Here is an 18,944-nt window from a genome sequence, read left to right on the forward strand (position 1 = left end):
CAACGGCCCAACCGCTCAACGGCTGGACCGCATCCCCTCGAAGGCCACACGGACGAGCGTGTCCGCCAGCCGCTCCCCGTCGGCCCCGCCGTCGGGCAGCGGCCGGTACCACTCCACCAGGGAGTTGACCATTCCGAAGAGCAGCCGGGTCACCAGTCGTATGTCCACGTCCGAGCGGAGGTCGCCGTCCGCCACCGCGGCCTTGAGCAGATCGGTCACCCGCTGGTCGAACTCGCGCCGCCGCTCCATGGCCCAGCGCTCCGTCTTCGTGTTGCCCCGCACCCGCAGCAGCAGCGTGACGTAGGGCAGTTCGGCTATCAGCACATCGACGGTGCGACGGGTGACGTACTCGACCCGCTCGATCGCACGCCCCTGCGTCGCTCCCGGCTCGTCGAGAATTCCGAAGAGTCCGTCAAGCGCACGGCTGACCGCGCGGCGCAGGAGCTCCTCCTTGCCCGCGACGTGGTGGTAGATGGAGGACTTGGAGATGCCCGCCGCCTTGGAGAGGTGCTCCATGGACGTGCCGTCGTAGCCGCGCTCGTTGAAGACACGGACGGCAACGGTGAGCAGAGTCTCCGGGGTGTACGTGTCCCGCTTGGCCGTGGTCATGTCCGCGATCCTCCCCTACGAGTTGTCCACAGGTTTGGCGGGCCCCCTTGTCCCGACCGATCGTTCGGTTACTCTAACTCTGTCCGCCCGTCCCTGCCCAGCTCGATGAGGAGTTGGTCCGTCATGGCCGCCGAGCTCTCCCCGCACCTGCTCTCCGAGAAGCACCGCCCCACGCTCGACCAGGCCCTCGACGCGATCCGTACGCGCGCCTACTGGTCCCCGCACCCCGAGCATCCGAAGGCATACGGCGAGGGCGGCGCCCCCGGCAGCCTGAGCGCCGCCGAGGGCAAGGCCGCTTTCGACTCCGTGCTGAACACCCGGCTCGACCTCGGCCAGCCCGGCACCGACGGCTGGACGGGCGGAGAGACCTCTCCGTACGGGCCGGAGCTCGGTGTCGAATACCCGCACGCCGACCTGGACGTCCTGCTTCCGGCGATGCGTGCGGCCATGCCCGCCTGGCGTGCGGCCGGTCCCGAGACCAGGGCCCTGGTCTGTCTGGAGATCCTCGCCCGGATCAGCGCCAGGACCCACGAATTCGCCCACGCCGTGATGCACACCAGCGGCCAGGCCTTCATGATGGCGTTCCAGGCCGGTGGCCCGCACGCCCAGGACCGCGGCCTGGAAGCTGTGGCGTACGCGTACGAGGAGCAGATCCGCACCCCCGCAAGCGCCGACTGGTCCAAACCGCAGGGCAAGCGCGACCCGCTCCAGCTGCAGAAGTCCTTCACCGCGGCACCGCGCGGCATCTCGCTCCTGATCGGCTGCAACACCTTCCCCACGTGGAACGGCTATCCCGGCCTCTTCGCCTCCCTGGCCACCGGCAATCCCGTCCTGGTCAAGCCGCACCCCCGCGCCGTGCTCCCGCTCGCGCTCACGGTGCAGCTGGCCCGCGAGGTGCTCGCCGAGGCGGGCTTCGATCCCGACCTGGTCGCCCTTGCCGCCGAACGGCCGGGCGAAGGCATCGCGAAGACCCTGGCCCTCCGCCCCGAGATCAAGATCATCGACTACACCGGGTCGACCGCCTTCGGCGACTGGCTGGAGACCAACGCCCGCCAGGCCCAGGTGTACACGGAGAAGGCCGGGGTCAACACGATCGTCCTCGACTCCACGGACGATTACCGCGGCATGCTGTCCAACCTGGCGTTCTCCCTCTCCCTCTACAGCGGCCAGATGTGCACGACCCCGCAGAACCTGCTGATCCCCCGGGACGGCATCACCACCGACGCCGGCGACAAGACGTACGACGAAGTGGTCGCCGACATCGCCGCCGCGGTCACCGGCCTGCTGGGCGACGACGCCCGGGCGAACGCCCTGCTCGGTGCCCTGGTCAACCCCGATGTGAAGGCCCGCCTGGAGGCGGCCGCGGATCTCGGCGAAGTCGCCCTGCCCTCCCGCGAGGTGGCCAACCCGGAGTTCCCCGATGCCGTGGTCCGCACCCCCGTCGTCGTCAAGCTGGACGCCACCAAGCCGGACGACGAGCAGCACTACCTGTCGGAGTGCTTCGGCCCGGTGGCCTTCGCGGTAGCGGTCGACTCGACGGCCGACGCCGTGGAGCTGCTCCGCCGCACGGTCCGCGACAAGGGCGCGATGACGGTCGGCGCGTACACCACCTCACCGGATGTGGAACGCGCGGTGGAAGACGTCTGCCTGGACGAGTCGGCCCAGCTGTCGCTGAACCTGACCGGCGGGGTGTACGTCAACCAGACCGCGGCCTTCTCCGACTTCCACGGCTCGGGCGGCAACCCGGCAGCGAACGCGGCGCTGTGCGACGGAGCCTTCGTCTCCAACCGCTTCCGCATGGTGGAGGTCCGCCGCCAGGCATGACCGCGGCCCCCGTCGCCCCCGCTCCCCTCAGCCCCTCCGGCGCCCGGGGAGCAGGGGCCCGGGGCCCCGACCGATCATGATCCGCCGGACCGGCCCCAGGCCCGCAGGCCCTAGCCGTGTTCTCCTGCCTCAGGGATCTCCGCGTAGCGCTGCACCCAGGCATGCATGGCAATGGCGGCCGCGGCCCCCGCGTTGATCGACCTCGTCGACCCGAACTGCGCGATGGAGCACACCATCGCCGCGTGCTTACGGGCCTCCTCGGTGAGCCCGGGCCCTTCCTGCCCGAAGAGCAGTACGCAGCGCCGGGGCAACTCGGTCCGCTCCAGCGGCACCGCCCCCGGCAGATTGTCGATCCCGATGATCGGCAGGCCCTCGGCCTGCGCCCACGCGGTCAGCGACTCCGTATCGGGGTGGTGCCGCACATGCTGGTACCGGTCGGTGACCATCGCACCGCGCCGGTTCCAGCGCCGCCGCCCCACGATATGGATCTCCTTGGCGAGAAACGCGTTCGCGGTGCGCACCACGGAACCGATATTGAAGTCGTGGCCCCAGTTCTCGACCGCGACGTGGAAGTCGTGCCGCCGCAGATCCAGATCGGCGACGATCGCCTCCCGGGTCCAGTACCGGTAGCCGTCGCCCACATTGCGCCGGTCGCCGTGGGCGAGCAGCTCGGGGTCGTACCGCTCGTCCACGGGCCAGGGCAGCGGGTGCGGCCCGACGCCGATCTCCGTCCCGAACCCGTCGTCGTACTGCATCGGTTCCGCGGACGCGCCGGGCTCCGCCGACGCCGCGGACGCGACGGACGCATCGGGCCCGGCGGTCTCCTCGGTCGACGATTCCCCGCCGCTGCTGCCTGCGCTGCCCGTACTGCCGCTCTCACTACTCACCCGACGAGCGTATGGCCCCCGTCGCCGCTGTGCTGCGGGGCCTCCACGTCGTCGCCGCCACGCCGCTGACCGGGAATCCTGGTCCTGACCGGGAACAGTCGCTCGCGGGCCAGCGTCACCCGGCCGCCGAGCCAGACCAGGAAGACGGTCGGCAGGAAGACGGAGTCGGCGGCGATCATCGCCATGGAGAAGAAGGGCAGCCCGAGCAGCAGGGCGATGCCGGCGTGCTCAAGCATCATGGCGACGAGCAGGACGTTCTTGACCCGCCGGTTGAAGAGGGTGAAGGGAAACGCGACCTGGACGATGACCGTGCCGTAGGTGAGCACCATCACCATCACGGAGTTGGAGGCGAGGATGTCCGACAGTCCGGGCCAGGGCGTGAAGTAGTCGAGCTTGAGCGGGTAGTACAGCGCCGTGCCGTCCTGCCACCGCGAGCCCTGGATCTTGTACCACCCCGCGGTGGCGTAGATCAGACAGACCTCGGCCATGATCACGACGAGGGTCGCGTTGTGGGCGAGATTGGCGACGACATCGAGCAGCGTGCGCGACTGGCTCTGCGGTGCGTAACGGTTCACGGCCCACCAAGCGCCTTCACCGACCCACAGGAACCAGAGCAGAGTCGGCAGCCACCAGGTACCGCCGAGCCCGTCCGTCACACTGGCCACGATCAGCACGAGGCCGAGCACCACCCAGAGCACCGGACCGGCCAGATTGCCGAGCACCGGGCTCCGCGCCCCGTCCGCTTCCGCGCGCGCCTGCCGCGCCGCCCGCCGGGCGTCCAGCGACCAGACCCGCCCGCAGCGCGTGAGCACCAGATAGATCGCCATGAGGTGGATGACGTTGTCGCCGCCGTCGCCCATGAAGATGCTGCGGTTCTGCAGGGAGAGCACCCCGGCCATGAAGAGCACCGACGTGGCCCGGGTGTGCCAGCCGACCATCAGCAGCGCCGCGGAGATCAACGCGACCGCGTACACGACCTCGAACCAGACGGTGCTGTCCGACCACATGAGCGCGGTGAACGACTGGTTGCCGGATATGAGCTGCTGCGCCATGTCCCAGCGCCACGGGGCGTCGGGGCCGTACATCTCGTGGCGGTGCGGCAGCTCGCGCAGCAGGAAGAACAGATAGGTGGCCGAGAAGCCGATCCGGATGACGGCACTCTGATACTGGCCGAGGGCCGTGGAGGTGACGCGCTGGATACCGCGGGCGAGCTTGTTGTCGGCCTTGCGGTCGAGAATGGCCGTACTCACTTGTCCGCCCCCTCGGCGCCCTTGGGAAGATCCTCGGGAGTTACCGTCCACCACGGCAGTACCCGGTAGGACGGCCGCGTGCTGATCTTCTCCTCGCTCCACGCGGGCGCCGCGACGGACCGCACCTCGGAACGGACCTGGATGCGCTCGACGGTGCCGCCGTAGTCGTGTTCGCCGAGGCGCAGCATCACGATGCGGCGGATGTAGCGCTCGGAGAGCTGGCCGCGAAGCCCGTTGGCACGGTTCTGGTTGTCGTGGGAACTGAGGTAGAAGTCCCAGCCGCGGCGGAGTTCGTTCTGCTGGACGTGGCTGGGGAGGAGATTGCCGCGTATCGCCTTGCCGTCCTCGCCGGAAAGGCTCATCCAGGGCGTGGTGCGGCGCCCGTCGGGGCCGGCTATCTCGGCTCGTACGTGAACGGCGATGTTCTGCTGGAGCGGATTCGGGGCGAAGAGCTTCCAGTTCTGCTCGAACTCGGGATAGACCCACTCGTCGACCGCTTCGCCGTGCTGCTTGGTCAGGGTGTTGGAAGGTGCGACGTGCAGAAACACCATGACCAGTTGTCCACAGGCGACCAGGCCGATGACCGACAGTGCTATCGCGGCAACGATCTGGTAGGGAAGAGACAGCGCAGCCATCCCCTCACGAGGAGCTGCCTCCAGGGCCTGACCAGCACCGGAAGGCTCGTCCGCCCGCTGATCCGGCCCCGGCTCGGCCCTCCAGCTCCCGCCCTCGGCACTCCCGTTCCCGCTCTCGGAACCCCTGTCGTCGTACGAATCCATCCCGCCCCGATCCCCGTCGATCCCCGGTCAGTTATCCACAGGGTTGACACCCTACGGGCCGCCGACTCACCATTGAAGACATTGAACCGAACGATCGGTCGGTAGGGAGTCCGGGATGGCGGCAGTGACTGCGGACCAGACAGCGCAGGCGGGAGCGGACAGGCCCGAAGGGGCGGACGAGGCCCTGGAGGCGGCATTCGACGCCGCAGTGGCGGCGGACGAGCGCATCGAGCCACGCGACTGGATGCCCGATGCGTACCGCGCCTCGCTGGTCAGGCAAATGGCCCAGCATGCCCACTCCGAAATCATCGGCATGCAGCCGGAGGCCAATTGGATCTCGCGCGCGCCTTCGCTGCGCCGCAAGGCGATCCTCATGGCCAAGGTGCAGGACGAAGCGGGCCACGGCCTCTATCTGTACAGCGCGGCGGAGACCCTCGGCACCGGCCGCGAGGAGCTGCTCGACAAGCTCCACGCGGGCCGCCAGAGGTATTCATCGATCTTCAACTACCCGACGCTGACCTGGGCGGACGTCGGCGCGATCGGCTGGCTCGTGGACGGCGCCGCGATCACCAACCAGGTGCCGCTGTGCCGCTGCTCCTACGGCCCGTACGCCCGGGCGATGGTCCGCATCTGCAAGGAGGAGTCCTTCCACCAGCGCCAGGGGTACGAGCTGCTGCTCACCCTCAGCGGCGGCACCCCGGCGCAGCACGAGATGGCGCAGGACGCGGTGAACCGCTGGTGGTGGCCGTCCCTGATGATGTTCGGCCCACCGGACGACGCCTCGGCCCACTCGGCGCAGTCGATGACCTGGAAGATCAAGCGCCACTCCAACGACGAGCTGCGGCAGCGCTTCGTGGACATCTGCGTCCCGCAGGCCGAGGCGCTGGGGCTCACCCTCCCGGACCCGGACCTCCGGTGGAACGAGGAGCGCGGACAGCACGACTTCGGGGCGATCGACTGGAAGGAGTTCCAGGAGGTCCTCAAGGGCAACGGCCCGTGCAACGAGCAGCGCCTCACCCAGCGCCGCCGGGCGCACGAGGAGGGCGCCTGGGTCCGGGACGCGGCGGTTGCCTACGCCGAGAAGCACACATCGACGCACACAGCAGCGAGGAACGGGGAGGCGACAGCATGAGCAGCTCGACCGAATGGCCACTGTGGGAGGTGTTCGTGCGCTCCCGCCGCGGCCTTTCCCACACCCACGCGGGCAGCCTGCACGCCCCGGACGCGGAGATGGCCCTGCGCAACGCGCGCGATCTGTACACCCGCCGTTCCGAGGGCGTCTCGATCTGGGTGGTCCCGTCCGCACAGGTCACGGCCTCGTCCCCGGACGAGAAGGACTCCTTCTTCGAGCCGGCCGCTGACAAGCCGTACCGGCACCCGACGTTCTACGAGATCCCGGAAGGGGTGAAGCACCTGTGACCGCGGCCCTCGCCCTGGGCGACGACGCGCTGGTGCTCTCGCACCGGCTGGGGGAGTGGGCGGGCCATGCGCCCGTACTGGAAGAAGAAGTGGCCCTGGCCAACATCGCCCTGGACCTGCTGGGCCAGGCCCGGGTGCTCCTCACCATGGCCGGCGACGAGGACGAGCTGGCGTACCTGCGCGAGGAGCGCGCCTTCCGCAACGTCCAGCTGGTCGAGCAGCCGAACGGCGACTTCGCCCACACCATCGCCCGCCAGCTCTACTTCTCCACCTATCAGCGGCTGCTGTACGAGCAGCTGGCCTCGGGCGGGAGCGCGTTCGCCGGTCTGGCGGCGAAGGCCGTCAAGGAGGTCGCGTACCACCAGGACCACGCGGAGCACTGGACGCTGCGGCTCGGCGACGGCACGGACGAGAGCCATGACCGGATGCAGCGCGCGGTGGACGCCCTCTGGCGGTTCACCGGCGAGTTGTTCGAGCCCGTCGAGGGCGTGGAGATCGACTGGCAGTCGCTGCGCGGCGGCTGGCTGGAGTCCGTCTCCGCGGTGCTGGACCAGGCCACTCTGACGCTGCCGGCCGGTCCGCAGTCCGGGGCGTGGACGGCGGGCGCGGGACGCCAGGGCATCCACACGGAACCCTTCGGCCGCATGATCGCCGAGATGCAGCACCTGCATCGCAGCCACCCGGGGGCGTCATGGTGACCGAGACACTCCTGGAGGAGGAGCTGCACCGCCTCGCAGGCTCCGTGCCCGACCCCGAGCTGCCCGTGCTCACCCTGGACGAGCTGGGGGTGCTCCGGGGCGTGGACGTCCTCGCCCCCGGCAAGGTCACCGTGCGTCTCACCCCGACCTACACTGGCTGCCCCGCGATCGAGGCCATGTCCGCGGACATCGAGCGGGTTCTGCACGACCACGGCATACCGGAGGTCTCCGTGGTCACCGTGCTCTCGCCGGCCTGGTCAACGGACGACATCAGCGCGGAAGGGCGGCGCAAGCTGGCGGAGTTCGGCATAGCGCCCCCGCGCCCGCACGATGTCACGGCCCCCGCCGGCGGCCCGGTCCCGCTCACGCTCTCTGTGCGCTGCCCGCACTGCGGCTCCACCGATACGGAGCTGCTGAGCCGGTTCTCCTCGACCGCGTGCAAGGCGCTGCGCCGCTGCGTGACGTGTCGCGAACCGTTCGACCACTTCAAGGAGTTGTAGATGTTCCATCCGCTCCGGGTCCGTGCCATCGAACGGCTCACAGACGATTCGGTGGCCGTCACCCTCGCCGTGCCGTCCGAGTTGCGCGAGACCTTCCGCCACAAGCCCGGCCAGCATCTCAACGTGCGGTACACGGTCGACGGCGAGGAGATCCGCCGCTCTTACTCGATCTGCTCCCCGGCCGTCGAGGAGCCGCACGAGCCGGTGTTGCGGGTGGGCATCCGGCTCGTCGACGGCGGCGCGTTCTCCACGTACGCCCTGAAGGAACTCGCCGTCGGTGACGTGGTCGAGGCGATGTCCCCGATGGGCCGCTTCGTGCTGGCGCCCCGCGCCGGGCACTTCGCGGCGATCGTCGGGGGCAGCGGAATCACACCGGTGCTGTCGATCGCGGCCACGCTGCTGGCGAGGGAACCCGACGCCCATTTCTGCCTGATCCGCAGTGACCGGACAGCGCTCTCGACGATGTTCCTGGACGAGGTCGCCGACCTCAAGGACCGCTACCCGGACCGGTTCCAGCTGGTCACGGTGCTCTCCCGAGAGGAGCAGCAGGCCGGCCTTCCCTCCGGACGGCTGGACCAGGACCGTCTCACCGAGCTGCTGCCCGCGCTGCTTCCGATGGCCGAGGTGGATGGCTGGTACCTCTGCGGGCCGTTCGGGCTGGTCCTGGCCGCGGACCGGGCGTTGCGCGGCCTGGGCGTCGACCGGACCCGCATCCACCAGGAGATCTTCCATGTGGACGAGGGCCCGAGCACATCCGCCCGCCCCCGGATCGAATCGCCCGCTCACAGCCGTCTCACCGCGACCCTGGACGGCCGCTCCGGCACCTGGCCCGTGGAGGAGGGCGAGTCGCTGCTGGAGACGGTGCTGCGCAGCCGTGCCGACGCACCGTACGCCTGCAAGGGCGGGGTATGCGGGACCTGCCGGGCGTTCCTGGTCTCGGGCGAGGTGCGGATGGACCGCAACTTCGCGCTGGAGCCCGAGGAGACGGGCGCGGGCTATGTGCTGGCTTGCCAGTCACATCCGGTCACACCGGAGGTGGAGCTCGACTTCGACCGCTGAGCGACCCCGTCGCGCTCCTTCTCTGTTCCCTTCTCGTAGAACCTGTTCTATCTTGACGACCCGTCAGATTCGGGCGGTCATCGGTCAACGGGAGGCCAGGACAGTGGACTTCACCTTCACCGAGGAACAGCAGGCAGCCGCGGAGGCAGCGCGAGCGGTCTTCTCGGGAGTCGCACCGGACGGGGTTCCCAGCCCCGCTCTCGTGCCGGGCGCGGTGGCCGAGGACATCGACCGCCCCCTGTGGGCCGGGCTCGCGTCGAGCGACCTGCTGAGCCTGACGCTTCTGCCGGAGCACGGCGGGGCCGGACTCGATCTCGTCGCGCTCTGCCTGGTGTTGCGCGAGTCCGCCAAGGTGCTCGCGAGAGTGCCGCTGCTGGAGACCTGCGCGGTCGCGATGGCGCTCCAGCGGTACGGAGACCCGGGGCTGGCCGGCGAGTTGCTGCCTCGGGTCGGCCGGGGCGAACTGGTCCTCACCGCCGGGTCCAACGGCCGCTCCGGCCACGATCCGGCCGAACTCGCCGTCAAGGCACGCCGGAAGGCGACAGCCGGCTGGGTGCTCGACGGGATGCAGTCGGCGGTGCCGTGGGCGCAGGCAGCGGACTGGATCGCGATTCCGGCCCGCACGGACGAGGGCCGGGCGGTCGTCGCCGTGGTCCAGCCCGCCCAGGACGGTGTCACCCTGGCCGAGCAGGTCTCCACCAGCGGTGAACGGTTCGCCGAGGTCCGGCTGGAGTCGGTACGGATCGACGACCGCGCGCTTATCGACGGCGCCGGGGCCTGGGAGTGGCTGCGCGCCCTCCTCACCACCGGAACGTGCGCGCTGGCACTGGGCCTGGGTGAGGCCGTGCTCGCCATGACGAGCCAATACACCGGCAAGCGCGAGCAGTTCGGCTTCCCGGTGGCGACGTTCCAGTCCGTCGCCGTACAGGCCGCGGACCGGTACATCGACCTACGGGCCATGGAAGTGACGCTCTGGCAAGCGGCCTGGCGGATCTCCACCGGGGCCGACGGGGCGCTTCCTGCCGAGGGCGACATCGCCGTGGCGAAGATCTGGGCGTCGGACGGCGTACGCCGCGTCGTACAGACGGCACAGCATCTGCACGGCGGTTTCGGTGCGGACACGGACTACCCGCTGCACCGCTTTCATGCCTGGGCCAAGCAGATCGAGCTGTCCCTCGGCCCGGCGGCGGCACACGAGGAGGCACTGGGCAGCCTGCTGGCCGCGCACCTCCTCGGCTGACACCGGCCGGACGACGATCAGACCGGCTGTCAGCCAGCTGCCGCCCGCCGGCTGACAGCCGACCGCCGCCCGCCCACCGACAACAGAGCCGCCCCGGCCAGGGGAGCCGTTCCGCCTGGGGCTCCCCGGCCCAGAACGGCTCTCCGGCCCGGAACGTCTCTCAGGCTCAGAGCACGAAGGCCGGGGTGCCGCTGTCCGTGACCATCGGGCGTCCGGCGCCGTCCCAGGCGAGCATCCCGCCGTCGATGTTCACGGCGTCGATGCCCTGCTGCACCAGGTACTGGGTGACCTGGGCCGACCGGCCACCGACCCGGCACATGACGTGCACGCGCCGACCGTCCTCGGCGGCCTCGGTCAGCTCCCCGAAGCGGGCCACGAAGTCACTCATCGGGATGTGCAGGGCGCCCTCGACATGCCCGGCCGCCCACTCGTTCTCCTCCCGGACGTCCAGCACGAAGCCGTCCGACGGAACCGCCGCGACGTCCACCGAGGGCAGCGGGGCGAAATTCATGGGTCATGCCTTCTCTCGTACGTACGCGCCAGAGTCACCTGGAACGCTACTGCACCAAGCCTGCCAGCTCCGCCTCGCGCTGCGCGACCTCGCCCAGCAGCTGCTCGGCGATCTCGTCGAGCAGCCGGTCCGGATCGTCCGGCGCCATCCGCAGCATGGCCCCGATCGCGCCCTCCTCCAGCTCCTGGGCGAGCACCGTCAGGAGCTCCTTGCGCTGAGTCAGCCAGTTCAGCCGGGCGTAGAGCTCCTCGCTCTCGCTGAGCTCCGCCTCCGGGGCCACCGGACCTGCCGCCCATTCCTGCGCCAGCTCCATCAGGAGCGCCTCGTCCCCCCGCCCGTATGCGGCGTTCACCCGGGCGATGAACTCGTCCCGGCGGGCCCGCTCCGTCTCGTCCTGCGCCAGGTCCGGGTGGGCCTGGCGTGCCAGGTCGCGGTAGAGCTTGCGCGCCTCCTCGGTCGGCCGGACCCGCTTGGGCGGCCGGACCGGCTGCTCGGTCAGCATCGCCGCGGCCTCGGGGGACAGCCCGTCGGAGTCGATCCAGTCGTGGAACAGCTCGTCGACACCAGGCATCGGCATGACGATCGACCGGGCCTCCTGCGCCTTGCGGATGTCCTCCGGGTCGCCCGTCCTGGCGGCCCGGGCCTCCGCGATCTGCGCATCGAGCTCGTCGAGGCGGGCGTACATGGGCCCGAGCTTCTGGTGATGCAGCCGGGAGAAGTTCTCGACCTCGACCCGGAAGGTCTCCACCGCGATCTCGAACTCGATCAGCGCCTGCTCAGCCACCCGGACCGCCCTCGCGAGCCGAGCCTCGGGCCGCTCCTCCCCGGCACGACCACCCGCCCCGCCACCGTCGGCACCGGCGCTTCCCGCAGCGGCGCCGGAGCCGCCGTCGGCATCGGTCTCCGGACCGGCATCGGCCGACCGGCCGACCGGCTCAAGCGGCTCGCCCTGGCCGTGCTGCTCAAGCGGCTCGTTCCGGGCATGCTGCTCGCGACACCGGTCGTTGTCCTGCCGGTCGTTGTCCTGCCGGTCATCGTCGTTCCGGGTGGTCGGCACCCCGGCGGCTTCGTGGGTCACCCGTCCAGCGTATGGCCACCGCTCACGTCCCGAGGACGCGCCGTCGGCCCGATGCCCCTCAGACGCCCAGTTCGGCGGCTATTCGCCCCGTCCCGACGGCCCGCACCAACTCCGCGTGGTCCGCCTCCGTACGGTCCGCGTAGGTCACCGCGAACGCCGCCACCGCCTCGTCCAGTTCCTCGTTCTTGCCGCAGTAGCCCGCGATCAGCCGCGGATCCGCGCTGTGCGCATGGGCCCGCGCCAACAGCGCACCGGTCATCCGGCCGTAGTCGTCGACCTGATCGGCCGCCAGCGCCGCCGGATCCACGCTGCCCTTGCGGTTCCTGAACTGCCGCACCTGGAACGCACGCCCGTCCACCGTCGCCCAGCCCAGCAGGATGTCGCTGACGACCTGCATCCGCTTCTGTCCGAGCACCACCCTGCGCCCCTCGTGCGCCACCTCCGGCACATCGAAGCCGACCGCCGGCAAGTACGGCGCCAGCACAGAGGGCCGCGCCTCCTTCACCTGGAGCACCAGGGGCTCGCCGCGGTGATCGAGCAGAAGCACCACGTACGACCGGGTGCCGACGCTCCCGGTGCCGACCACCCGGAACGCCACGTCGTGGATCGCATACCGGGCCAGAAGCGGAACCCGGTCCTCCGAGAGCGTGCCCAGATAGTCACCGAGCCCCGCAGCGACCGCCGCGGCCTCCTCGTCCGGCACCCGCCGCAGTACCGGCGGCGCATCGACGAAGCGGCGTCCACCGTCCCCGGAATCCTCGGTGGACTTGGCCGCGAAGCGGGCGCTGGTGTTGTTACGGGCCTTCTCCGAGACCCGCTCCAGGGTTCCGAGAAGATCCCGCGCGTCCGTGTGCGAGACCAACTCCTCGTCCGCGATGGCGTTCCAGGCGTCGAGCGCGGGCAACTTGGCCAGCAGCCGCATCGTCCGCCGATACGCGCCCACCGTGTCGTACGCGCCCTGCCGGCAGGTGTCCTCGTCCGCCCCGGCCTCGCGCCCCGCGAGCACCAGCGAGGTGGCCAGACGCTTGAGGTCCCACTCCCACGGGCCGTACACGGTCTCGTCGAAGTCGTTGAGATCGATGACCAGGCTGCCCCTCGCATCGCCGTACAGCCCGAAATTGGCCGCGTGCGCATCGCCGCAGAGCTGGGCGCCCACCCCGCTGACCGATGTACCCACGAGGTCATGGGCCATCAGCCCGGCCGAACCGCGCAGAAAGGCAAAGGGTGTGGCCGCCATCCGCCCCACCCGTATCGGGGCGAGCGCGGGCACCCTGCCCCGGCTCGACTCCTCGACCGCCCGCACCGCATCGGGCCGCCCGGCCGGAAGGTCCAGGAGCGAGTGCGAGGCCCTGGGCACCCGCTCCCGCAGCGCCTTGCCCGCCGCCCTCGGCGACTGTGCCGCGCCCCCACCCGCCGCGGACGCCCGCCGCGCGAATCCGGGCACGACCGGAATCCGCGGATCACCTGTCGCAGCCCGCTGAACCAGCACTGCCGCTTCGATGTCACCCATGGCGCGCAGCCTCCCCCGCTCTCACCCTGCGCTTCTGGCCCGACGCCCTGTCGCAGATCAGCAGATCAATTGCGACGAAGGTACCGCCGTCGACCGAAAGCCGTCTGCCCCTGTGGAAAACCCGCCTTGCGACCTGTGGACAACGATCCGTCCTGGTCAGACACCGACGGCCTCTTCCATCTCTTCCTCGATCTCCTCCGCGTCGCCCGCCTCGGTCCGGATCTCGGCCCCGGTCCTGGCAGCGTGCTTGGGCCCGTGCGCTCCGCCCGCCTCGACGGAGCCGGCGATGGCACCGGTTCCGGTGCCGACTGCTGCCGCCTCCACCGCGGCCTTCCGCCGCTTCGACTCGGCCAGCCCCGCCAGACCTATCAGGGCCAGGCCCACCACGAACCAGAGCGCGAGCACCAGCACATGCCCGCCGAGCCCGTGCCCGCCGAAGTACACATGGCTGCGTACGCCCTCGACGAAGCCCGCACCGTTCCAGAAGGAGTGCAGCGAGGCGAAGAAGCCGGGCTGGAGTTCGGGCCGGAAGATACCGCCGGAGCTGGTGAAGTTGAGCATCACGAACAGCACCATCAGGCCGAGCGTCGTCCAGCGCTTGAGGAAGGTGTGCAGTCCGACGCCGATCAGCAGGATGCCCGCGGAGTACAGCCAGGCCATCGCCCACAGACCGCCGAGCCCGTGGTCCACGAGGCCGAACAACGGCCCCGCGAACACCACGCCGATCACGCTCACCACCAGCGACGCGGCAACGGCCAGCGCGGCCTTGATCCGCAGCGCCAGCACGGCGCCCGCACCGCCGATGACGGCGACCGATGCGTACGAACCGATGCTCACCGCGACCAGCAGGAAGAAGATGCCCTGGCCGGTCGGGTCACCGTCCGCGGTCGGCGCCGTGTCCGTCACCTTCAGCGGGTCGCCCTGTCCGGCGGCCACCTTGGTGAACACCTTCTCGACCACCGTGGCACTGGTGTCCGAGGACGCGCTGGCCACGAGCAGCTCGGGGTGCTTTCCCGGCAGGTAGGCGCCGTAACTCGCCTGTGTCTTCAGGTGGTCCACCGCCGTGGCACGGTCAGGAACCGTACGTACGCTCAGCGCCCCGTCGCTCTTGTCCTGCAGCGTCTGCGCGAGCACCTGCGCGCTCGGCCCCGAACCGACCACATCCACCCGGAGATCGTGCGGCTCCGGGGCGTGGAAGGCCCCGAGGTAGGCGAGCCCCATACCGATGCACATCAGCAGCGGCGTGACGAAATGGCCCAGCACATGGCGGAGAGCGGCGGCGGTCGAGCCGGTGGCGGCACTCGAGCCTGTCGACATGCGGAACTCCAATAGTTGGCTTTTACAACTCTTAACTCGTTGTACTATACAACTGAAAGTCGGAAACTGCGAGACGGAAGGCGGAACAGTGCCAGGCACCCCCGAAGAACGCGAGGAGTCGCTGGACGTCATCCAGCGAGAACTGACCGCCTTCGCGCGCCGCGCGCGAGCCGCAGCGGCCCGCCTTCACCCGGAGCTCCCCCTGGTCTCGTACACGCTGCTGGCGCACATCGAAGACCGGCACGGCTGCCGCGCGACAGATCTGGCCTCGCACTACATGCTGGACAAATCGACGGTCAGTCGGCAGATCGCCACCCTGGAGAAGATGGGACTGGTCGAGCGCCACCCGGACCCCGATGACCACCGGATCCAGGTGCTGCACCCCACCGCTGCCGGAACCCAGGCGCTCGCCTCCACCCAGGCCAGCCGCCGTACGGCCTACCGGGAGCGCCTCGCGGACTGGACCGAGGAAGATCTCGCCCGGTTCGCGGAGTACCTGCTGCGCTACAACTCGGCCGGCAACGCCCCCACGCCCGCCCCACAGACACCGCGAGCCTGACCCGGCAGCCCGGACAACCCAGCAGCCCGACACCCCAGCAACTCGGCAGCCGAGCTGGACCGCAGAGTGCCCCAAACCAGACGTTTCACGTGAAACCAGAATCCGCGACGGAAGCGAAGCGCAAGAAAGAACGCGCGGCCGACCCGAACCGGAATCCGATGAAACCCGAACCAGATCCCGAATCAGACCCCGAACCAACCCCGGGAACGAAGAAGCCCCACAGGCCGTTGGCCTGTGGGGCTTCCTTCTTGTGCGCGAGGGGGGATTTGAACCCCCACGTCCCTAAGGACACTGGCACCTGAAGCCAGCGCGTCTGCCGTTCCGCCACTCGCGCAAGAGTGGTGTTTCCAGACTCTCTCACCGTTTGGTGCGAGCGCCTGGCGACATCCGGAAGATTAGCACGCTGGACAGGGTGGATTCACATCCGTTGTTTCACCGGCCGACTGGAGGGAAGCGGGAACGCCGAGCAGTCGGCCCCACTCCTCCTTTGTGCACCCCGGGTGCGGGACACTGTGAGGAGGCCGCCTCTACGATCCGTGTGAGAGGTGACACTCATCCACAGGGCAGACAAGGGGAACCAGCCGATTTCCCGACGCGTGGATACGATCAGTAAGCAGTACAGGGACGACTACAACGGAGGAGGTGCCCCATGGGAGTCATGAAGCGTTTCGAGCAGCGTCTCGAAGGTCTGGTCAACGGCACCTTCGCCAAGGTCTTCAAGTCCGAGGTCCAGCCGGTCGAGATCGCGGGAGCCCTCCAGCGCGAGTGCGACAACAACGCGACGATCTGGAACCGCGAGCGGACCGTCGTCCCCAACGACTTCATCGTCGAGCTCAGCACCCCTGACTACGAGCGGCTCAGCCCGTACTCCGGCCAGCTGGGCGACGAACTCTCCGGGCTGGTCCGCGACTACGCCAAGCAGCAGCGGTACACCTTCATGGGCCCCATCAAGGTCCACCTGGAGAAGGCCGACGATCTCGACACCGGGCTCTACCGGGTACGCAGCCGCACCCTGGCGTCGAGTTCGTCACAGCAGGACCCCCAGGGCCGCCAGGGACCGCAGGGCCAGCCTCCCTACCCGGGTCCGGGCCGGTCCGCGCAGCCCACCGGCGGCTACGGATACCCGCCCAGCCCCGCCCCGCCCATGCCCGCGGCCCCGCCGCCGGGCTCCGGCCGGGCCGGAGCCCCCAGCACCGACCGGCACCCGCCGGCCGGGCCCAGCCCCCTGCCGAACGCGCAGGTGCGACGCTGGATCGAGATCAACGGCACCCGCCATCAGATCTCCCGCCCGACGCTGGTGCTGGGACGCAGCACCGACGCCGACGTGCGGATCGACGACCCCGGCGTATCGCGCCGGCACTGTGAGATCCGGACCGGAACGCCCTCGACGATCCAGGATCTCGGGTCCACCAACGGCATCGTGGTAGACGGGCAGCACACCACCCGCGCTACGCTCCGCGACGGCTCGCGGATCGTCGTGGGCAGCACCACCATCGTTTACCGGCAAGCCGAAGGGTGAAGCGGGGGCAATGTCAGAGCTGACCCTGACGGTCATGCGGCTAGGTTTCCTGGCTGTTCTGTGGCTGTTCGTGATCGTGGCCGTCCAGGTCATTCGCAGTGACCTGTTCGGAACGCGCGTCACGCAGCGCGGCTCACGCCGCACTGCGAACGACGCGCGGCCTCCACAGGCACGCCAGAATGCTGCGGCGCCGCCGCAGCAACGCCAGCAGCCGGGCCGCCAGCGCCGGGGGGCACCCACAAAGCTGGTCGTCTCCGAGGGCAGCCTCACCGGCACCACGGTGGCGCTCCAGGGGCAGACCATCACCCTGGGCCGGGCGCACGATTCAACGATCGTGCTGGACGACGACTACGCGTCCAGCAGGCATGCCAGGATCTACCCCGACCGTGACGGCCAGTGGATCGTCGAGGATCTCGGGTCCACCAACGGCACGTATCTCGACCGGACCCGACTCACCACCCCGACACCCGTTCCGCTGGGCGCGCCGATCCGGATCGGCAAGACCGTCATCGAGCTGCGGAAGTAATACGACAATGAGCGAGCGGAGCGAGCGAGCCGCGGCAGTCCGGGCAACGGACCCCGCCCGGCTCCCGACCGGAGGGTGGGCAGTGTGGCTCGAGACCGGCTGTACCCCGAGCCGACGGGCGAGGTGCGCATGAGTCTTTCCTTGCGCTTCGCCGCCGGATCGCACAAGGGCATGATCCGGGAGGGCAACGAGGACTCCGGCTACGCCGGACCACGCCTTCTCGCCATCGCCGACGGCATGGGTGGCCAGGCAGCCGGCGAGGTCGCCAGCTCCGAGGTGATCTCCACGCTCGTCCAGCTCGACGACGACGTCCCGGGCTCGGACATCCTCACCTCGCTCGGTACCGCGGTCCAGCGGGCCAACGACCAACTGCGCATGATGGTCGAGGAGGACCCCCAGCTGGAGGGCATGGGCACCACGCTCACCGCCCTGCTCTGGACCGGCCAGCGCCTCGGCCTCGTCCACGTCGGCGACTCCCGCGCTTACCTGCTGCGCGACGGCGTGCTCACCCAGATCACCCAGGACCACACCTGGGTGCAGCGGCTCGTCGACGAGGGCCGGATCACCGAGGAAGAGGCGACCACCCACCCGCAGCGCGCCCTGCTGATGCGGGCACTGGGCAGTGGCGACCACGTCGAACCCGATCTCTCCATCCGTGAGGTCCGGGTCGGCGACCGCTATCTGATCTGTTCCGACGGCCTGTCCGGCGTCGTCTCGCACCAGACGATGGAAGAGACGCTCGCCAGCTACCAGGGTCCGCAGGAGACCATCCAGGAGCTGATCCAGCTCGCCCTGCGCGGCGGCGGCCCCGACAACATCACCTGCATCGTCGCCGACGTCCTCGACGTCGACAGCAACGACACCCTGGCCGCACAGTTCAACGACACCCCGGTCATCGTCGGCGCGGTCGCCGAGAACCAGGCGGCGCAGATGAGCGACGCCGAGAGCACGGCCGCCATGCAGACCCCCGCCGGACGGGCGGCCGGCCTCGGCCGCCCCGTACCGCCGCCCGCGGGGGGCTTCGGCCCGCCCGGAAGCGGCGACGCTGTCGGCGGCGGCTACGGCGGGATGCCCGACGGTTCCTTCGACTCGTACACCGACGACGACTTCGTGAAGCCCGGCGGCGGCCGCAAGTGGCTGAAGAGGTCCCTGTACACCGTGCTGGCGCTCGCCGTCGTCGGCGGCGGCCTCTACGGCGGCTACCGCTGGACCCAGAACCAGTTCTACATCGGCGCGAAGAACGAACACGTCACGCTGTTCCGCGGCATAAACCAGGACCTGGCCTGGGTCTCGCTCTCGAAGGTCGAGAAGGACCACCCCGAGATCGAACTCAAGTACCTCCCGGTCTACCAGCGCAAGAAGGTCGAGGCGACCATCCCCGAGGGCGACCTCAACGCCGCCCGCGCGAAGATCGAGGAACTCTCCGTCCAGGCGTCCGCCTGCAAGAAGAACGCCGAACGACGTGCCGCCGAGAAGGCCAGCGCCGACGAGGGCCAGGCACCGGGTACGGACGCCGCCAAGACATCCAGTGGCGCCAAGACGTCCGATGCCGCCAAGACCAAGCCGACCAAAACTCCCACTCCTGGTCCCAGCCTCTCGGAGGAAGAGAAAAAGCTGGTCCCGCAGTGCGGTAAGCAGTAAGCCGTAGGGGGCCTTCAG

The 18,944-nt window shown here is 69.8% G+C and carries 19 protein-coding genes and 1 tRNA gene; 11 read left to right on the top strand and 9 right to left on the bottom strand.

What is annotated here, in order from left to right; all coding sequences use genetic code 11:
• Positions 1-15: 15 nt before the first annotated feature.
• The gene (locus ACFYY7_RS17210; RefSeq protein ID WP_344512695.1) at positions 16-609 is read right to left on the bottom strand and encodes a TetR/AcrR family transcriptional regulator; all 594 of its coding nucleotides are present in this window, start codon (positions 607-609) and stop codon (positions 16-18) included.
• A 123-nt stretch (positions 610-732) separates the two neighbouring features.
• Here ACFYY7_RS17210 and paaN point away from each other — a divergent pair, with 123 nt between their 5' ends.
• Entirely contained in the window at positions 733-2,433 is a 1,701-nt protein-coding gene (gene paaN / locus ACFYY7_RS17215) for a phenylacetic acid degradation protein PaaN (RefSeq protein WP_388662302.1), read from the top strand.
• 110 nt (positions 2,434-2,543) lie between these two features.
• Here paaN and ACFYY7_RS17220 read toward each other — a convergent pair whose 3' ends face one another.
• The 3 genes from ACFYY7_RS17220 to ACFYY7_RS17230 all read right to left on the bottom strand — a co-directional run bounded on the left by ACFYY7_RS17220 (position 2,544) and on the right by ACFYY7_RS17230 (position 5,349).
• Positions 2,544-3,188, bottom strand: coding sequence for a TrmH family RNA methyltransferase (locus tag ACFYY7_RS17220; RefSeq protein WP_358947329.1), 645 nt, complete (start codon positions 3,186-3,188; stop codon positions 2,544-2,546).
• A gap of 128 nt (positions 3,189-3,316) precedes the next feature.
• Complete coding sequence (locus ACFYY7_RS17225; protein WP_388662304.1) at positions 3,317-4,570, bottom strand: HTTM domain-containing protein; 1,254 nt, start codon at positions 4,568-4,570, stop codon at positions 3,317-3,319.
• Positions 4,567-5,349 (bottom strand): DUF5819 family protein, encoded by a 783-nt coding sequence (locus ACFYY7_RS17230; protein WP_388662306.1) that lies wholly within the window; start codon positions 5,347-5,349, stop codon positions 4,567-4,569. The genes ACFYY7_RS17225 and ACFYY7_RS17230 overlap by 4 nt, the downstream gene beginning before the upstream one ends.
• 115 nt (positions 5,350-5,464) lie before the next feature.
• Between ACFYY7_RS17230 and paaA the strand changes: the two genes are divergently transcribed.
• The 6 genes from paaA to ACFYY7_RS17260 all read left to right on the top strand — a co-directional run bounded on the left by paaA (position 5,465) and on the right by ACFYY7_RS17260 (position 10,265).
• Positions 5,465-6,481, top strand: coding sequence for a 1,2-phenylacetyl-CoA epoxidase subunit PaaA (gene paaA / locus ACFYY7_RS17235; RefSeq protein ID WP_376418513.1), 1,017 nt, complete (start codon positions 5,465-5,467; stop codon positions 6,479-6,481).
• Positions 6,478-6,768, top strand: a complete 291-nt coding sequence (gene paaB / locus ACFYY7_RS17240; RefSeq protein ID WP_266731391.1) for a 1,2-phenylacetyl-CoA epoxidase subunit PaaB — start codon at positions 6,478-6,480, stop codon at positions 6,766-6,768. Before paaA ends, paaB begins: the two co-directional genes overlap by 4 nt.
• The gene (gene paaC, locus ACFYY7_RS17245; protein ID WP_388662308.1) at positions 6,765-7,466 is read left to right on the top strand and encodes a 1,2-phenylacetyl-CoA epoxidase subunit PaaC; all 702 of its coding nucleotides are present in this window, start codon (positions 6,765-6,767) and stop codon (positions 7,464-7,466) included. Before paaB ends, paaC begins: the two co-directional genes overlap by 4 nt.
• Entirely contained in the window at positions 7,460-7,966 is a 507-nt protein-coding gene (gene paaD / locus ACFYY7_RS17250; protein WP_266731389.1) for a 1,2-phenylacetyl-CoA epoxidase subunit PaaD, read from the top strand. The genes paaC and paaD overlap by 7 nt, the downstream gene beginning before the upstream one ends.
• Entirely contained in the window at positions 7,967-9,025 is a 1,059-nt protein-coding gene (locus ACFYY7_RS17255) for a 2Fe-2S iron-sulfur cluster-binding protein (protein WP_388662311.1), read from the top strand. It begins immediately after the preceding gene.
• A gap of 103 nt (positions 9,026-9,128) precedes the next feature.
• Complete coding sequence (locus ACFYY7_RS17260) at positions 9,129-10,265, top strand: acyl-CoA dehydrogenase family protein (protein ID WP_388662313.1); 1,137 nt, start codon at positions 9,129-9,131, stop codon at positions 10,263-10,265.
• Between the two features lie 166 nt (positions 10,266-10,431).
• Here ACFYY7_RS17260 and ACFYY7_RS17265 read toward each other — a convergent pair whose 3' ends face one another.
• The 4 genes from ACFYY7_RS17265 to ACFYY7_RS17280 all read right to left on the bottom strand — a co-directional run bounded on the left by ACFYY7_RS17265 (position 10,432) and on the right by ACFYY7_RS17280 (position 14,681).
• Entirely contained in the window at positions 10,432-10,776 is a 345-nt protein-coding gene (locus ACFYY7_RS17265) for a rhodanese-like domain-containing protein (RefSeq protein WP_388662315.1), read from the bottom strand.
• Between the two features lie 46 nt (positions 10,777-10,822).
• Entirely contained in the window at positions 10,823-11,854 is a 1,032-nt protein-coding gene (locus ACFYY7_RS17270; protein ID WP_388662317.1) for a J domain-containing protein, read from the bottom strand.
• Positions 11,855-11,912: 58 nt separating this feature from the next.
• The gene (locus tag ACFYY7_RS17275; RefSeq protein WP_388662318.1) at positions 11,913-13,364 is read right to left on the bottom strand and encodes a DUF2252 domain-containing protein; all 1,452 of its coding nucleotides are present in this window, start codon (positions 13,362-13,364) and stop codon (positions 11,913-11,915) included.
• A 156-nt stretch (positions 13,365-13,520) separates the two neighbouring features.
• A complete protein-coding gene (locus ACFYY7_RS17280) occupies positions 13,521-14,681 on the bottom strand; it encodes a hypothetical protein (RefSeq protein ID WP_388662320.1) in 1,161 nt (386 codons plus the stop codon).
• Positions 14,682-14,769: 88 nt separating this feature from the next.
• Between ACFYY7_RS17280 and ACFYY7_RS17285 the strand changes: the two genes are divergently transcribed.
• Positions 14,770-15,240 (top strand): MarR family winged helix-turn-helix transcriptional regulator, encoded by a 471-nt coding sequence (locus ACFYY7_RS17285; protein ID WP_388662322.1) that lies wholly within the window; start codon positions 14,770-14,772, stop codon positions 15,238-15,240.
• 251 nt (positions 15,241-15,491) lie between these two features.
• Here the strand turns inward: ACFYY7_RS17285 and ACFYY7_RS17290 are convergent.
• Positions 15,492-15,574 (bottom strand) — tRNA-Leu (locus tag ACFYY7_RS17290).
• A 315-nt stretch (positions 15,575-15,889) separates the two neighbouring features.
• Between ACFYY7_RS17290 and ACFYY7_RS17295 the strand changes: the two genes are divergently transcribed.
• From ACFYY7_RS17295 to ACFYY7_RS17305, 3 genes are all read left to right on the top strand, one after another.
• Positions 15,890-16,759: an FhaA domain-containing protein gene (locus ACFYY7_RS17295; RefSeq protein ID WP_388662324.1), complete on the top strand. Its 870-nt coding sequence runs from the start codon at positions 15,890-15,892 to the stop codon at positions 16,757-16,759.
• A 10-nt stretch (positions 16,760-16,769) separates the two neighbouring features.
• Positions 16,770-17,285, top strand: coding sequence for an FHA domain-containing protein (locus tag ACFYY7_RS17300; protein ID WP_072487556.1), 516 nt, complete (start codon positions 16,770-16,772; stop codon positions 17,283-17,285).
• A 129-nt stretch (positions 17,286-17,414) separates the two neighbouring features.
• Complete coding sequence (locus tag ACFYY7_RS17305) at positions 17,415-18,926, top strand: Stp1/IreP family PP2C-type Ser/Thr phosphatase (protein ID WP_388662326.1); 1,512 nt, start codon at positions 17,415-17,417, stop codon at positions 18,924-18,926.
• Positions 18,927-18,944 lie beyond the last annotated feature (18 nt).

The organism is Streptomyces sp. NPDC001933 (genome assembly GCF_042890955.1).
GTDB lineage: Bacteria > Actinomycetota > Actinomycetes > Streptomycetales > Streptomycetaceae > Streptomyces.